This window comes from Mycobacteroides franklinii, from assembly GCF_001853795.1.
GTDB classification, from domain to species: Bacteria; Actinomycetota; Actinomycetes; order Mycobacteriales; family Mycobacteriaceae; genus Mycobacterium; species Mycobacterium franklinii.
Genome location: NZ_MLIK01000004.1, coordinates 1,110,267 through 1,125,333, shown reverse-complemented (window position 1 = coordinate 1,125,333; position 15,067 = coordinate 1,110,267). Strand labels below are relative to the sequence as shown.

The following is a 15,067-nucleotide window of genomic DNA, read 5'->3' as shown; positions in this document are numbered from 1 at the left end:
TTCAGTGCGCGCGCTGGTGCTCACACGCGGGAAAGAGACTGCCGGTTATCGCGGCGGAGGTGGCTTCAGCGCCTTTTCCAGTTGTGGCGTCAGCTGTTCGAGGGCGTAGATCCGCGCCAGCGGTCCACCGAGTCGCAGGGCACTCACCACTGGGCTGTCCGCCGGGATGTAGATGGCGCGTCCCTCGGTGACAGCGCGAAGGTCAGCCAGACCGGCCGTGGATTTGGCTTGCTGTTCGGTAGCCCCCACCACCACGAGGAGGTCTTCGTCGGCCTTGGCCTTCAGCTCGTTGTCGGGTACGGGCCCGGCATAGCGCTGACTCAGAAATCCCAGACCGTCAAAGACCGCCCGTCGCGGATCGCGGAAGCCGACCAAGACGCTGCCTTGCCCGTCGGCAACCCAGTCGACGGCGGCCGTGCGGTTGACCCAATATTGGTGCCCGCTACGTACCTGGTTGTAGCGGCTCCCGACCTCTTCGGACCGGATGCGCGCCTGATCCGACTTGCCGAGAGCCTTGCCGATAGTGAAGAGCTGGTTGTACCAAGGCGTTTCGGCTCGGTCGACGCGATCTTCGGAGACAACCGTGGGTGCGATCCGGGTGAGCCGGTCGTAGCTCGGTCTATCGATATCGGCCCCGATGGCCACGATGACATCCGGTTTCGCGGCCGCGATGGCCTCGAAGTTCAATTCCACCCCCGAGACGACGGGTGGCTGTGAGACCTCGGGAGCTACCCAGGGATACGTGGGGTATTCCGGCTGTGTGAACCGGACACCGACCGGTTTGGTGCCCAACGACTGCACCAGGTCCTGGTCGTTCCATCCCAACGTGACGACGCGATCGGGCCGCGATACCAGGTAGGTACCGCCGTACCGGTGCGGGATGCTGACCGGGAAACCGTCGGGCCCCTGCACGATGGTTGGCCTGGGCGCCGGACTGTGATCGCGAGAACACCCGGCGAGCGCCAGCAAGATCAGCAGCGTGGCAATCATGCGCCACCCGGCCTTTGCCATGCCGAGCAAGCTACCACCGGCCAGTGGCGATAACGAATGTGACCCGAATCGGCTCGAGGTGAATCGAACGACCGTCCACAGGGTTGCACGCCCACCACCTGGGGGAACGTCACCAGGCTAGATATCGGTTGCTGGGCGTTGCCATTGACGCGCCATCGGGACCTTCATACGTTTGCGCCGTTCCGAGCTCGTGCTACGGGTCAGAGCAACAGTGCAATAAGCCTGCAATAGGACACCGATGATTAAGCATCTCACCCGCCGCGCGACGGTCGCCCTGGTCGTGGCAGCCGCGGCGATGTCGCCTGCCGCCTATCCGGCGGTCGCCGATACGGCGACGCCGCTGAACGGACTGTTCGCGTTGACGCCCGGTAGCTGCGCAGAGGGTCGCGCCACCGGCTCCTATTTCCGCATGATCCTGCCCGCCGGTGACGCTTCCGGTCCCTACCTGGCAAATGGTGATTCGACGTGCTCGGATAACACGGTCACCTTGCTGGCACCGGGCACCGATGGCGGTCTGAAGTCGGGTGAGTATCAGCCGCAGCCTGCCAGCGCCTTCGACGGAAACGGAAATGCGGTGTCTGGCAGTATTACTCAGCCGGTCAAGTTCTACGGCGTGGGCTTTGCGACTGCCTCCAACCAGACGGATCCGCAGACCGGGCAGGCGACGTCCACCCCGCAGATCACGGTGAGCGGCGACAAGCTCGGTGGTGACCTCAGTGCCTTCGGCGTGACGTGGAACAACCAGGTCTTCAACCAGGGAGCGCCGAAACCTGGTGGCGCACTTCCCGGTAAGACCACGGCGGTAACCGGCACCTACGACCGCGGCTCGGGTGCCTTCATCCTCGAGTGGACCAGCCAGATCGTCGGAGGTCCTTTCAACGACTTCACCGGGCTGTGGCACCTGGTCGGCAAGGTAGGGGGTGGTGCCGGTGGTGCGGCCGCCGCACCACCGCCTGCGCCCGCACCGGGCGCGCCGCCTCCGCCGGACGCACCGCCGGCCGCCGCGGCACCGGTGGCTCCGGCCCCGGGGCAGGTGGTGGTCCAGGCAGGGCAACAGTTCGCCTCGCCGCCGCCGCTGTCGGCGGGTCAGCAGCTCATCGCCTTGCCCGTTGATGACAACCCACGCACGGTGACCCCGCCGTGGGTCATCGCGCTGCTGGTCTTCGTGGCCATCGGTGGGGGGATCTTGTTTGTGGTGGGGGAGCGGATCTTCAACCGTGGCCGATGATGGGCCAGCCGGCATTGCCCTACCGTCCTACGCCGATGTTGTCGGCGAAGAAGCGGTGGTGGCGGAGGCCGGACCGGCGCCAAAGCCCCGGTGGTCGTTCATCGTGCTCATCGCACTGGGTGTGCTGCTGTTCGTACTGCCGGTGATCACCGGCATGTTCACGCGGGCCGCGGGCGGCCAGCAGTTGCTCACCGAGTTCCGTCCGTTTGTCTCCTCGGAGGTGCTCGTCAAGTTCCGCGGTTACCTGGACACCGTCGATGCGGCGCGCGCCGATGTGCAGGCGACTCAGGCGGCCGCGGGCGGACGCTACGAGCGGCTGGATTCCTTTGTCACGCAATATCCGTCCATTCGACAAGACATGAACGCTCTGTTGGACGCGGTGGATGGTCAGGTGCGCAACTACGAACAGTTGCGGGCAGTGGGCCCCTTTGACGTACTGCCGTTCCTGCTGGCGGTGCCGGGGCTGGCCCTGGTCGGGGCCGGTGTCTGGGGCCTTCGGCGCACGCGCGAGGGCGAGAAGGCCTTCGGTGCGAGGGCTCTGGCGGTGCTGGCGGCTGCAGTGCTGATCGCCGTGCCGTTCGCGGACGGGCTCTTTTCTCGGGCGCCGGCGGGTGCGCAGCTCATTGATGCGTTCACCCCGATCATGGCCCATGAGCGGGTCGCAGCCGTGCAGCAGCATTTCGTGGTGCTGGTGGCGGCGGAGGGGGAATTGGACACCCAGTTCCTTGGTGATCTGCGGCGACACGATCCGGCCCGTGCGGTTCCGGGTATTGATGCGCTTGTTTCCCAGTGGCAGCCGATGACAGCGGATTTCGCTTCTCTGATCGGCGTGATGGCTGACAACGTGGACAACTTCGGCAGGGTGGTGGCGCTCGACCGGATCACCGCCCCACTGGGATTCCGGTCATTCGACTACTTCGGGTGGTTCTTTCTCGTGCCCGGTGTATTGGCGGCCGTGGTCGCCCTCGATTCGAAAGGGGTTCTTCGATGGCCCAACACAAAGTGACGACGAAGACGATGTTGCGGTGTGCGCTCGGGGTGGCGGTGACGGCCACCGTGCTGGTGACTGCGCCCGCCTGCGCGTCGGAGAAGCCGGCCGAATCCGCTCTCAAGGGGCTGTTGGCCTTGGAGCCCGGCAAGATCGAGGGCAACAAGCTCAGTGGCACCTGGTTCAAGATGGTGCAGCCGGGCGGTAACCCGCAAGAGGGCCCGTTCATGCCCAACGCCAATTCGCCTGTGCCGCAGGGGGCTGCCACATTGCTCTCGCCGGGCGCGGATGGCGGGCTGGTTCTGGGTGACTATCAGGGTGAACCGGATCCGGCGTTCGACGAGGCCACCGGATACTCGCTGGCGGCCCGGGTGACCCAGCCCACCAAGTTCTTCAACATCGAATTCGGCATATCCACGAATAAGATTGACCCGCAGACTCAGCGCGAGCTGTCGGCGCCCACCGCGACGGTCTCGGGAGACACGATCTCCGCGGACCTGTCGGCGTGGGCCGCTTCATGGAACCGGCAGGAGTTCAACCAGGGTGCTCCCAAGCCGAAAGCCAAGGAGCAGGCCCAGATTCCCGGTGAGGCCCGTGCCAAGCAGGTCTGGGAGTTCGTCGCCGGACGTTGGGTCGGTCACGATTCCGTGGATGGCGAAAGCCCTAAGGCCACAGGTACTTACGACAAAGGCACCAAGAAGTTCACCCTGGATTGGACGAGTCTCATTGTGGGTGGCCCGTTCAACAGCTTCACTGGGGTCTGGCACCTTGAAGGTGTGGTGAAGGATCGATGAGCGCAACTCCCGCCGAAGAGACGGCGCCGATCACCGCCACCACGACCATCAGTCGCAGGCCCTCGAAAGAACGTGTATTCGGCATCGCGGTAAGGACATTCGCTGCCATTACCGTAATCGGCAGCGTGGCCGCCATTACCCAACTGTCGTATTCACCTGCGCGTGCGCCCATCGTCGGGTATCAGATTGTGAACCGTGATGGATCGATTCCCGAGGGTGCCATCCCGATTCCGGTGCCACCGCCGGGGCCACAGTTGGTGGCGCCGCTGCCCCGTCCTCAGCCACCCTCGCATCCGCCGGGTCCGGTTGCGGCGGGCCCATTTGGCGCGCTCCCTTCGGTCACCGATCGCGGTCTGCCGATATCCGTGGCCCAGCCCTGCCCTTTCGGCTGGCCGGCACCCGGTCCGGATGAGCAGGGTGGATTGGCCTCGCTGATCGATGTGGCACCGGCAGCGGGTGTGTTCTCCTCGGAGGCATTCGCCCCGGCCACCGCCTATGAGCCGATTCTGAAGATGATGGGCCCGGTATTGGCCCGGATCTCCCCATTGTTGTCCCGGCATCCGTGGATGATCGACCAGTTCGTCACGCGCTTCCAGACCATCATGGTGCGCGTTCTGGAGGCGATCCTTCCGTACTACGGCCCGTACCGGAACGATGTCCTCAAGGCCGAGGGTGATCTCGCAAAAGCATTGACTCCCTTCCTGGAAAGCCTGTACAACACGCCGACCGCGCAATGCCTCGTCGCCTGGGAGGCGCAGCGCATCAGGGACGCGCGCGGGGGCCGTCCGCCGGCGCTGCGACTGCACGATCTGGGCAAGGTGATCGACCTGTTCGAGTCGACGCACTGGCGGGAGGACGACGACCATCCACCACCCGCGCCGCTGCCCGCGTATGAGTACACCCCGCCGCCCGGCCCGCCGCCGGCCTCGGATGCCCCGGCGGCACCGAGCACGTCACGGCCGGTGATACCCAATTTCCCCACCCCGACTCCGGTACCGGCACCCGCGCAGACCTCGTCACCCGCCATCTCGTCGTCGCTCTAGCCGCACTTCCCAACCAACGGGTTGACTGGCTAGGGTGGCCCCATGGCTGACACTGGCGTCAAGACAGGCCCTCTTGCGGGCGTAAAGGTGATCGAGCTCGGCGGCATCGGCCCCGGGCCTCATGCGGCGATGATGTTGTCGGACTTGGGTGCAGACGTCATCCGGGTGCGCCGGCCGGGTGGACTTGCGATCCCCGCCGAGGAGTCCGACCTGTTCCATCGCGGCAAGCGGCTGGTCAACCTGGATGTCAAGAAGGATCCTGAGGCGTTGCTGGCCCTGGTCGACAAGGCCGATGTGCTGCTGGATCCGTTCCGGCCCGGAGTGTGTGAGCGTATCGGGATCGGGCCCGAAGAGTGTGCCAAGCGCAACCCGCGGCTGATCTTCGCCCGGATGACCGGCTGGGGCCAGAACGGCCCGATGGCTGAGCGTGCCGGGCACGACATCAACTACCTGTCGTTGACCGGCGCGCTGGGATCGATGGGCTACAAGGACCGCCCGCCGATGCCGCCCATGAATCTTGTCGCGGACTTCGGCGGTGGCTCAATGCTTTTGGTGCAGGGCATTCTGGCCGCGCTGTACGAGCGTGAGAAGTCGGGCACGGGGCAGGTCATCGACGGCGCGATGGTCGACGGTGTCAGCCAGTTGGCTCAGATGCAATGGACCATGTACAACAACGGCCTGCTGTTCGACGAGCGCGAGGCGGGGCTGCTCGACGGCGGCTCGCCGTTCTACGGCACCTATGAGACCTCCGACGGCAAGTACATGGCGGTGGGATCGATTGAGCCGCAGTTCTTCGCGATCCTGGTGCAGGGCCTGGGGCTGGATCCCGAGAGCGTTCCGTTCCAGCTCGACAAGGCGCGCTACCCCGAGATGCGCAAGATGTTCGACGACGCCTTCAAGACCAAGACGCGTGACGAGTGGACCGAGATCTTCATCGGCACCGACGCGTGCGTGTCGCCGGTGCTCACCTGGAGCGAGGCCAAGCAGAATGAGCACCTTCGTGATCGCGGCACGATTGTCGACGTCAACGGAGTGACCCAGGCCGCGCCGGCTCCGCGTTTTTCACGGACGCCGAGTGGGCCGATCGAGGCGCCGCCGAAGGACACAACAGAGCTCGCCGATATCGGCTGGTGATTTAGCCGGGATCGCTAGTACTAGGTACTGGTAGTCTCGCCCCAAAGCAATGACGCTACGAGGAGGCTCGATGACCACTGCCCGACATGCCGCCGAATCCCAGCTGGCCGCGGTGACGTACGCCGGACCGGAATGGATGGGCAAGGCCAATTGGCATTCGGTGGCCGAGACCTACCTGTTCAAGGCGGTGGGTAAGCCCGGTCTGTACGCACTGACCCGGCTGATGTTGGCCGTCAACCGCCGGTTCCCGGATGCCCTGTTGAACCGGCGCTACGACGGACTGGAACGTTTCATGAGCTGGGTGCCGGGCGTAGCCGGAACCCGCACCGAGCGTGTTCAGCTGCCGAACTGCCCGGCCGAGTGGACGTGGAACGCCAAGAACGAGTCGGGGACCGGTTCGTCGGGCGACGCCCCGGTGGTCATCTACTTCCACGGGTCGGCATTCATCGCCCTGGGCATCAACAGTCACCGGCCCCTGGTCAGTCACATCGCGCGCGACTCCGGTGCGCGGGCGTTGAGCGTGGGTTACCGGTTGTGCCCGCGCAATCTGGTGGAGGATGCCGTCGCCGACGGCGTCGATGCCTACCGCTATGTGCTGAGCCAGGGCGTCGACCCCGACAACATCGTGCTCGCGGGTGATTCCGCGGGTGGCTTCCTGGCCGCCATGACGGCCATCGCGGTGCGGGATCAGGGACTGACGCCGCCTGCGGGCTGTGTGCTGATCTCCGCGGCGACCAGTAATGACATGGAGCCCAAATACGCTGTCGGCAAGCGTGTTGGCGATGCCATGTTCCCGGTGGATTTCCTGAGGATGATCAACGAGGTCTTCCTGCTGCGCAACGGCGCGCGGGAGCCAGGACCATGTCCGGCGGATGCGGACCTGACGGGCCTGGGCCCGTTCCTGTTGCAGGTGGGCTCGCAAGAGGCGCTGCGTCCGGACTCTGAGCTGTTCGCGGAACGTCTTGTCGCGGCCGGGGTTCCGGTGCGCCTGCAGATCTTCGACCGTGCGATTCACGTGTTCCAGGTGTTCGCGATGACCAACCCGGACGCGCGACGCGCGGTGGGGGAGATCACCGAGTTCATCAAGGTCCTGCCGGGGCTGGCCAAGGCCCGGCGGCGTCCCGACGAGGTGGCGACCGGCCTAGGTTCCTAGTCGCGCCAGTCGGGCTATCGCCTCGTCGATCACCGCGTCGCGCTTAGCGAAGGTGAATCGCACCAGATGATTCCATTGATCGGAGTACTTGTCACAGAAAGCGCCTACCGGAACTGCAGCTACGCCAACGGTTTCCGGTAGGCGCTGGCAGAGCTCCGCGCCGTCGCTGAACCCCAGCGGGCGCGGGTCGGCGCAGACAAAGTACCCGCCCTCGCTGCTGTGCACCTCGAACCCTAGGCCGGCCAGTGCCGAGGAGAGTCGATCACGTCTGCGCTGCAAGGACTCTCGTAGGTTTTTCACCCACGCTTGTTCGGTGTCCAGTGCCACCGCCACCGCGGGCTGAAACGGCCCGCCGCCGACATAGGAGAGGAATTGCTTGGCGGCGCGCACACCCGCGACCAACTCCGGTGTGCCACAAGCCCAGCCGATCTTCCATCCGGTGCAGTTGAACGTCTTGGCGGCGCTGGAGATCGTGACGGTGCGATCGGCCATCCCGGGGAGGCTGGCCATCGGAGTCTGCGTGCGGCCGTCGAAGAGCAAGCGCTCGTAGACCTCATCGGAGATGACCAGCAGATCGTGTTGCACCGCGAGCTCGGCCACCCGCGCCAGCTCGGCATCGGTGAACACCTTGCCCGTCGGGTTGTGTGGCGAGTTGATGACCAATGCCGCCGTCCGTGGCGTGATGGCCGCCGCGAGCGCTTCGGTATCCAAGGCGAAGCCCGCACCGTCGGGAACCAGCGGCACGGGCACGCGGATCGCGCCCGCCATCGCCACGACCGCCGCGTAGGAGTCGTAGTACGGCTCGATCAGGATGACCTCGGAGCCGGGTTCGACGAGTCCGAGCAATGCACCCGCGATCGCTTCGGTGGCGCCGACGGTGACGAGCACCTGGGTGTCCGGATCAAGCTCCTCGCCGTAGCGGGCGAGCCGGTCGGCAGTGATGGCGCGGCGCAGTTCGGGAGTGCCCAGCCCGGGTGGGTACTGGTTGAGACCGGAGCGGATGGCCTGCTGTGCCGCATCGAGCATGGAGGCGGGCCCGTCCTCGTCGGGGAAGCCCTGACCCAGATTGATCGCATCGTGTCGGACGGCCAGGGCCGACATCTCGGCGAAGATCGTTGCGCCGAAAGGGCGCAACCGTTCGACGGTCTTCGGATTCACGCTGGTCCGTGTTCGGTGTGCCCCGGCTCCATGCCGGGCAGCCTACCGCCGGATCTAGCAGCTGGGCGGTTCGAAGGACAGGTCGGTATCCGGAATCGGGCAGTAGTAATGACTGAACCCGGGATTGCCTCGATCATTGTTGTCCACGAACACCTCCACATCCCGGTCGGCGCTGTAGACGCGGTAGTACGTGGTGGTGTCTTCAAGGAAGAAATTCGCGACGGTGGTCACCAGCTCGGCGCCGGTACCCGCGGCGCGGGCCTGGCGCATGCAGCTCAGGTAATCCGGCGGGATGTCGTGGGATGGCGGCAACATGCGTAACCGGCCGCAGGAGTGCAACGGCGCCCGCTGCTGGAATGCGGCGTCGGCGCTGAGTGGTTCGGGCTCGGCCTGCGCCGGTGGCGGACACCCGGCCGCGATAGCAGCCAGGATTGCCGACGCCGCGCAGAGTCGTGTGAGCATCGCTCCAGACTTGCGGTCTGTGGCGCGACCGCGGGAGATTTCGGTGAAATCTCGTCGCACAGCACCGCAATCCGCTCGCTCGCCTGGGGTCTACCCCCAGAGAGTTATCGATCCGGCTGCAATGTGGGATCGGGGCAGCTGGGGTTTGGCGGGTAGTCGGTGGGTGCGGCCCAGCAGAAGAAATGACTCCAGCCGAAATTGCTGAATTGGTCTCCGCTGTAGTCGATGAAGACCTCGACCTTCTGCCGTCGGGAGAACACCCGGTAGTAGGTGGTGACAGGATCGCCCTCGATCGTGGATTCGACGAGCTTCAGTTCAGCGCCTCTGCCCGAAGTCCTGGCGACGTTCATGCAGTCCCGTTGTGCGGCGGGCACCGCATGGTCTTTGAACCCGAACGTGTAGGACCCGCAGCTGGATAGCGGGGTGCGATCTGTGAATGCCTTAGGCGGAGGTAAGGCTGCGGGGCAATAGATAGTCCTTGTGCCCAGCCAGTGCCAGCCCATCCACACCGCGAATATTGCGAAAACTGCGATGGCACCCATGAGCACGCGTCTTAGCGGTAAAGACCGAGTCCGCAGCACACTTCGATACTAGCCTTGCGGAATTCCCAACCAACGGGTTGGGAGGGCTGCTTACCATGGGGACGCCACCCTGGTCTAACGTAGGGCTGTCTCGGCGAAACTGACCCGGAGTCAACCCGGAATCACAGGCCGGCACACCCTGCACCACATGCCCCATACGCACCCCCTATAAGGACGTATACCCATGACTGAAGCATTCATCTACGAGGCCATCCGCACGCCTCGCGGTAAGCAGCGCGGCGGTGCCCTCAATGAGGTCAAGCCGCTGAACCTGGTGGTCGGCCTGATCGACGAGATCCGCCGCCGCTTCCCCGACCTGGACGAGAACCTGATCAGCGATGTCGTGCTCGGCGTCGTCGCACCCGTCGGCGACCAGGGCGGCGATATCGCCCGCACCGCCGTGCTGGCCGCTGGCCTGCCCGACACCGTCGGTGGCGTGCAGCTCAACCGCTTCTGTGCCTCCGGCCTGGAGGCCGTCAACGTCGCCGCGCAGAAGGTCCGTTCCGGCTGGGACGACCTGGTGCTCGCCGGTGGTGTGGAGTCCATGTCACGTGTGCCGATGGGCAGCGACGGCGGCGCCTGGGCCTCGGACCCGGCCACCAACTATGACGTGTCCTTCGTGCCGCAGGGCATCGGTGCCGACCTGATCGCCACCATCGAGGGCTTCACCCGTGACGACGTCGACGCCTACGCCGCACGTTCGCAGGACCGTGCCGCGGCTGCGTGGTCCGGCGGCTACTTCGCCAAGTCCGTTGTGCCGGTGAAGGACCAGAACGGTCTGCTCATCCTGGACCACGACGAGCACATGCGTCCCGGCACCACCGCCGCGGACCTGGGCAAGCTGAAGCCGGCCTTCGAGGGCCTCGCCGCCCTCGGCGGGTTCGACGACGTCGCGCGCATCAAGTACACGTATGTCGAGAAGATCAACCACGTGCACACCGGTGGCAACAGCTCGGGCATCGTCGACGGCGCCGCGCTGGTGCTGGTGGGCTCCGAGGAAGCTGGTAAGTCGCAGGGCCTGACCCCCCGCGCCCGGGTCGTGGCGACCGCCACCACCGGTAGCGAGCCGCTCATCATGCTGACCGGCCCGACGCCGGCCACCCAGAAGGTGCTCGACCGCGCCGGCCTGACTGTGGACGACATCGATCTGTTCGAGCTCAACGAGGCGTTCGCCTCCGTGGTCCTGAAGTTCCAGAAGGACCTGAACATCCCGGACGAGAAGCTCAACGTCAACGGCGGCGCCATCGCCATGGGCCACCCGCTGGGTGCCACCGGCGCCATGATCACCGGAACCATGGTCGACGAGCTGGAGCGTCGCGGCCTCCGTCGCGCCCTCATCACCCTGTGCGTCGGCGGCGGCATGGGCGTGGCCACCATCATCGAGCGAGTGTAGGGAGAACCAGAACCAATGAGTGCAAACACAATTCAGTGGGAAAAGGATGCCGACGGCATCGTCACCCTCACCCTGGACGACCCCAACGGCTCGGCCAATGTGATGAACGACGACTACAAGCAGTCGATGGCCGCGGCCGTCAAGCGCCTTGTGGAAGAGAAGGATTCGATCACGGGCGTGGTGATCACCAGCGCCAAGAAGACCTTCTTCGCCGGTGGTGACCTGACGAAGATCATCCAGATCCAGCCGGAGAACGCTCAGGAGGCCTTCAACGAGGTCGAGGAGATCAAGAAGGACCTGCGCACGCTGGAGACCTTCGGTCGTCCGGTCGTGGCAGCCATCAACGGCGCCGCCCTCGGCGGTGGCCTGGAGATCGCGTTGGCCACCCATCACCGGATCGCGGCCGATGTCAAGGGATCTCAGATCGGTCTGCCCGAGGTATCGCTGGGTCTGCTGCCCGGCGGCGGAGGTGTCACTCGCGTGACCCGCATGCTCGGCATCCAGAACGGCTTCGTCACCGTGCTGGCCCAGGGCACCCGCTTCAACCCGACCAAGGCCAAGGAAGTCGGCCTGATCGATGAGCTGGTCGGCTCCGTCGACGAGTTGATCCCCGCCGCCAAGGCGTGGATCAAGGCCAACCCCGAGGCCGTGCAGCGGTGGGATGTCAAGGGATACAAGATCCCCGGCGGCACCCCGTCTACCCCGGCGCTGGCGGCCATCCTGCCGTCGTTCCCGTCGAACCTGAAGAAGCAGCTCAAGGGCGCGCCGATGCCGGCCCCGCGGGCCATCCTGGCCGCCGCGGTCGAGGGTGCCCAGGTGGACTTCGATACCGCGAGCCGTATCGAGAGCCGCTATTTCACCAGCCTGACCACCGGTCAGGTCGCGAAGAACATGACGCAGGCATTCTTCTTCGACCTGCAGACCATCAACGGCGGCGGTTCACGTCCGGATGGCATTGCCAAGCAGGACATCAAGAAGATCGGTGTGCTGGGCGCGGGCATGATGGGTGCCGGCATCGCGTACGTCTCGGCCAAGGCCGGTTACGACGTCGTGCTCAAGGACGTCTCGGCTGAGGCCGCTGCCAAGGGCAAGGCCTACTCGGAAAAGATTGAGGAGAAGGCTCTTTCGCGCGGCAAGACCACTGCGGAGAAGTCCGCTGCGTTGCTGGCGAAGATCACACCGACCGCCGACCCCGCCGATCTGGCCGGTGTCGACTTCGTGATCGAGGCGGTCTTCGAGAACACCGAGCTCAAGCACAAGGTGTTCCAGGAGATCGAGGACATCGTCGAGCCCAACGCACTGCTTGGCTCCAACACCTCCACCCTGCCCATCACCGGGCTGGCGTCGGGTGTGAAGCGCCAGGAGGACTTCATCGGTATCCACTTCTTCTCGCCCGTCGACAAGATGCCGCTGGTGGAGATCATCCGCGGTGAGAAGACCTCCGACGAGGCGCTGGCCCGCGTGTTCGACTACGTGCTGGCCATCAAGAAGACGCCGATCGTGGTCAACGACAGCCGTGGCTTCTTCACCAGCCGCGTCATCGGCACCTTCGTCAACGAGGCCGTCGCCATGCTGGCCGAGGGCATCGAGCCCGCGACCATCGAGCAGGCCGGCAGCCAGGCCGGATACCCGGCCCCGCCGTTGCAGCTCTCGGATGAGCTGAACCTGACGCTGATGCAGAAGATCCGCAAGGAGACTGTGGAGGCAGCCAAGGCCGAGGGCAAGGAACTGCCGGATGATCCTGCGGGCCGTGTCATCGACACCCTGGTCGAAGCGGGCCGTCCTGGCCGCCTCGGCGGTGCCGGTTTCTACGACTACGTGGACGGCAAGCGCACCGAGCTGTGGCCCGGACTGCGCACGACGTTCAACACCCGTGCGGGCAGCGATGCGGCCAACCCGCCGTTGCAGGACCTCATCGAGCGCATGCTGTTCGCCGAGGCCATCGAGACGCAGAAGTGTTTCGACGAGGGTGTGCTGACCTCGACCGCCGACGCCAACATCGGTTCGATCTTCGGCATCGGCTTCCCGGCGTGGACCGGTGGTGTGCACCAGTACATCGTCGGATACGAGGGACCTGCCGGAAAGGGCAAGGCCGGGTTCGTCGCTCGGGCAAAGGAATTGGCCGCCAAGTACGGCGACCGCTTCAACCCGCCCGCGTCGCTCCTGGACGCGTAAACAGGCTCGAACAGCCCCCTCAGCCGCTCACCCTTCCGGGTGGGCGGCTGAGGCCGTTTCAGGGCCCTTACGGCAGCCGTGGTGTGTGCACACCCGATCGTCGGCAACGGCCATCGAGAGCGTGGCGGTCGCACCGGCCCACAACCCAGTGGCGCACGCCACAGAGCTAGCGCCCGCGGGGTGTGGCCCACAATCCGTCTCGCGGATCCCGTAGGTTCTCTGAAGGCACTACGGACATAGTTATTGGTACTTCGCGTGTCCAGATGCGAATAGCCAGGTCATACGGTATTTCCGTAGACAAATTATATTTGCTGGGAATAGGTTACGGTAAGACTTTCGGGAAGTTGCTAGAAATCAACTTAACGGGACGTTACCCACAGTTCACTAGCTATTTCTTTGACGTAACGTACCTTTGCGCGATATTTATTCGCTACGCTGCCCGCGATGGGTAATCTCTTTGCCACTTGCAATGTGGCGGGAAAATCGAGTTCGGTTCGGTCGATTTTTAAGATCGCTGCACAGGGATAGGGACGATGGTTGCACTTGGAACGATCCACGACTGGCGCCCGAAGCCCGGGACCGTCATCTCATGGAGCGCTTCACCACGCGCCCGTGAAGTAGCGGCCCAGGCGCCCGCCAGCGCGGTTCCCCCTAGCTATCAGCAGGCGCAGCATGTGCGCTCGTATCGGGATCTTGCCCGGCAGGACCGCGAGATGGCTCGACTCGGGATCGGTTCCTGGGATGTTCCCGGTGTCTGCGATGTCGACGCCATGACCGCCGCCGTCAACGCTCACCTGCGCCGGCACGATACCTATCACTCGTGGTTCGAGTTCGACCCGGTGGACAACATCGTGCGACACGTGATCGACGATCCGGAGACCATCGACTTCGTTCCGCAGGACCATGGGTTGCAGGGGCCCGATGAGATCCGTGCCCACCTGCTGCGCACCTCCGGGACCCCGTTGTCCTGGGATTGCTTCACCTTCGGGGTGATTCAGCGCGCGGACCACTTCACGGTGTACATCAGCGTTGACCACCTGCACACCGACGGCATGTCCACCGGCATCCTGTATGTCGAGATCCAGTTGATGTACGCCAGCCTGGTGCACGGTTCGGCGCTGCAGTTGCCGCCTCCGGCGGGGTATCTGGATTTCTCTGCGCGTGAGTTTGCGCATAACCAGGCCATGACCCTCGACTCGTTCGAGGTGCAGACCTGGGCCCGGTATGCGCGAGACAACGGTGGCACCCTGCCGGACTTCGCGCTGCCGCTCGGCGATCGCTCCGCTCTGAATGTCGGCGCCATGCTCGCCGTACCGCTGTTGGACGCCGACGAGACTGTCGCGTTCGAAAAGGCTTGTGAACAAGCGGGAGTGCGATTCAGCGGTGGCGTATTCGCGTGTACCGCGCTGATCGACCGCGAGCTCACCGGTGCCGACACCTTCTACGGCATCACGCCCTACGACACCCGTAGCTCTGCCGAGGAGCAGATGTCTGTGGGCTGGTACGCGAGCTTCATTCCCTTTGTCGTCGACCTGGCGGACGGCTCCTTCGCTGCCGTCGCGCGGTCAGCGCAGAAGTCATTCGACGAATGCCAGCCCCTGGCCAAGGTGCCGTTCGAACGGGTGCTGGAGTTGGCGGGCCCGGATTCGGGGCTGACCGCTCCCGAGTACGTGGTCCCGATGGTGTCCTTCCTGGACGCGCGCAAGATCCCGGTCAGTGCCGAATGGGATCGCATCAATGGTGGAATCTACGGGGACAGCCGTTCTTCCGACCAGGTCTGTATGTGGGTCAACAGGTTTGAGAACGAAACAAACCTGACGATCTCGTTCCCCGACAATGCCGTCGCCCGTGAATCTGTGTCGCGCTACTTCGAAGTAGCACGCGTGGTTTACCAGCGTGTCGCGCAGTCACAGTTCGTTTCCTGAAACGCGGCGTCGCGGCCGCACC

13 protein-coding genes are annotated in these 15,067 nt (G+C 64.9%); 9 read left to right on the top strand and 4 right to left on the bottom strand.

The window, feature by feature from the left end; all coding sequences use genetic code 11:
* Positions 1 to 45: 45 nt before the first annotated feature.
* Positions 46 to 1,011, bottom strand: a complete 966-nt coding sequence (locus tag BKG76_RS05945) for an ABC transporter substrate-binding protein (RefSeq protein WP_070936632.1) — start codon at positions 1,009 to 1,011, stop codon at positions 46 to 48.
* Positions 1,012 to 1,249: 238 nt separating this feature from the next.
* On the opposite strand from BKG76_RS05945, the gene BKG76_RS05940 reads away from it, so the two are divergent.
* The 6 genes from BKG76_RS05940 (at position 1,250) to BKG76_RS05915 (ending at position 7,351) form a co-directional block, all read left to right on the top strand.
* On the top strand, positions 1,250 to 2,239 hold the full coding sequence (locus BKG76_RS05940; RefSeq protein WP_070936631.1) for a hypothetical protein: 990 nt from the start codon (positions 1,250 to 1,252) through the stop codon (positions 2,237 to 2,239).
* Between the two features lie 103 nt (positions 2,240 to 2,342).
* The gene (locus BKG76_RS05935) at positions 2,343 to 3,245 is read left to right on the top strand and encodes a hypothetical protein (RefSeq protein WP_070936906.1); all 903 of its coding nucleotides are present in this window, start codon (positions 2,343 to 2,345) and stop codon (positions 3,243 to 3,245) included.
* On the top strand, positions 3,227 to 4,021 hold the full coding sequence (locus tag BKG76_RS05930) for a hypothetical protein (protein ID WP_070936630.1): 795 nt from the start codon (positions 3,227 to 3,229) through the stop codon (positions 4,019 to 4,021). The genes BKG76_RS05935 and BKG76_RS05930 overlap by 19 nt, the downstream gene beginning before the upstream one ends.
* Positions 4,018 to 5,064: a hypothetical protein gene (locus BKG76_RS05925; RefSeq protein WP_070936629.1), complete on the top strand. Its 1,047-nt coding sequence runs from the start codon at positions 4,018 to 4,020 to the stop codon at positions 5,062 to 5,064. Before BKG76_RS05930 ends, BKG76_RS05925 begins: the two co-directional genes overlap by 4 nt.
* A 42-nt stretch (positions 5,065 to 5,106) precedes the next feature.
* Positions 5,107 to 6,198 carry a CaiB/BaiF CoA transferase family protein gene (locus BKG76_RS05920; protein ID WP_070936628.1) on the top strand — a complete coding sequence of 364 codons (1,092 nt, stop codon included), beginning with the start codon at positions 5,107 to 5,109 and terminating at the stop codon, positions 6,196 to 6,198.
* 70 nt (positions 6,199 to 6,268) lie between these two features.
* Entirely contained in the window at positions 6,269 to 7,351 is a 1,083-nt protein-coding gene (locus BKG76_RS05915; protein WP_070936627.1) for an alpha/beta hydrolase, read from the top strand.
* Here BKG76_RS05915 and BKG76_RS05910 read toward each other — a convergent pair.
* From BKG76_RS05910 to BKG76_RS25100, 3 genes are all read right to left on the bottom strand, one after another.
* Complete coding sequence (locus BKG76_RS05910) at positions 7,340 to 8,509, bottom strand: pyridoxal phosphate-dependent aminotransferase (RefSeq protein WP_070936626.1); 1,170 nt, start codon at positions 8,507 to 8,509, stop codon at positions 7,340 to 7,342. The two genes, BKG76_RS05915 and BKG76_RS05910, sit on opposite strands and share 12 nt — an antisense overlap.
* Positions 8,510 to 8,563: 54 nt before the next feature.
* The gene (locus tag BKG76_RS05905) at positions 8,564 to 8,971 is read right to left on the bottom strand and encodes a hypothetical protein (protein WP_070936625.1); all 408 of its coding nucleotides are present in this window, start codon (positions 8,969 to 8,971) and stop codon (positions 8,564 to 8,566) included.
* A gap of 104 nt (positions 8,972 to 9,075) precedes the next feature.
* Positions 9,076 to 9,513 (bottom strand): hypothetical protein, encoded by a 438-nt coding sequence (locus BKG76_RS25100; RefSeq protein WP_236737528.1) that lies wholly within the window; start codon positions 9,511 to 9,513, stop codon positions 9,076 to 9,078.
* A 223-nt stretch (positions 9,514 to 9,736) separates the two neighbouring features.
* Here BKG76_RS25100 and BKG76_RS05895 point away from each other — a divergent pair, with 223 nt between their 5' ends.
* The 3 genes from BKG76_RS05895 to BKG76_RS05885 all read left to right on the top strand — a co-directional run bounded on the left by BKG76_RS05895 (position 9,737) and on the right by BKG76_RS05885 (position 15,045).
* Positions 9,737 to 10,945: an acetyl-CoA C-acetyltransferase gene (locus tag BKG76_RS05895; protein ID WP_070936623.1), complete on the top strand. Its 1,209-nt coding sequence runs from the start codon at positions 9,737 to 9,739 to the stop codon at positions 10,943 to 10,945.
* Positions 10,946 to 10,960: 15 nt separating this feature from the next.
* Entirely contained in the window at positions 10,961 to 13,120 is a 2,160-nt protein-coding gene (locus tag BKG76_RS05890; protein ID WP_070936622.1) for a 3-hydroxyacyl-CoA dehydrogenase NAD-binding domain-containing protein, read from the top strand.
* 533 nt (positions 13,121 to 13,653) lie between these two features.
* Entirely contained in the window at positions 13,654 to 15,045 is a 1,392-nt protein-coding gene (locus tag BKG76_RS05885; RefSeq protein WP_070936621.1) for a condensation domain-containing protein, read from the top strand.
* The last annotated feature ends 22 nt before the right edge of the window (positions 15,046 to 15,067 follow it).

Excerpts from the sequence above, each read along its gene's own strand:
- BKG76_RS05930 (WP_070936630.1), top strand. The coding sequence starts at position 3,227 with ATGGCCCAACACAAAGTGACGACGAAGACGATGTTGCGGTGTGCGCTC.
- BKG76_RS05925 (WP_070936629.1), top strand. The coding sequence starts at position 4,018 with ATGAGCGCAACTCCCGCCGAAGAGACGGCGCCGATCACCGCCACCACG.
- BKG76_RS05890 (WP_070936622.1), top strand. The coding sequence starts at position 10,961 with ATGAGTGCAAACACAATTCAGTGGGAAAAGGATGCCGACGGCATCGTC.
- BKG76_RS05915 (WP_070936627.1), top strand. The coding sequence starts at position 6,269 with ATGACCACTGCCCGACATGCCGCCGAATCCCAGCTGGCCGCGGTGACG.
- BKG76_RS25100 (WP_236737528.1), bottom strand. The coding sequence starts at position 9,513 with ATGGGTGCCATCGCAGTTTTCGCAATATTCGCGGTGTGGATGGGCTGG.
- BKG76_RS05945 (WP_070936632.1), bottom strand. The coding sequence starts at position 1,011 with ATGGCAAAGGCCGGGTGGCGCATGATTGCCACGCTGCTGATCTTGCTG.
- BKG76_RS05940 (WP_070936631.1), top strand. The coding sequence starts at position 1,250 with ATGATTAAGCATCTCACCCGCCGCGCGACGGTCGCCCTGGTCGTGGCA.
- BKG76_RS05895 (WP_070936623.1), top strand. The coding sequence starts at position 9,737 with ATGACTGAAGCATTCATCTACGAGGCCATCCGCACGCCTCGCGGTAAG.
- BKG76_RS05885 (WP_070936621.1), top strand. The coding sequence starts at position 13,654 with ATGGTTGCACTTGGAACGATCCACGACTGGCGCCCGAAGCCCGGGACC.
- BKG76_RS05905 (WP_070936625.1), bottom strand. The coding sequence starts at position 8,971 with ATGCTCACACGACTCTGCGCGGCGTCGGCAATCCTGGCTGCTATCGCG.
- BKG76_RS05920 (WP_070936628.1), top strand. The coding sequence starts at position 5,107 with ATGGCTGACACTGGCGTCAAGACAGGCCCTCTTGCGGGCGTAAAGGTG.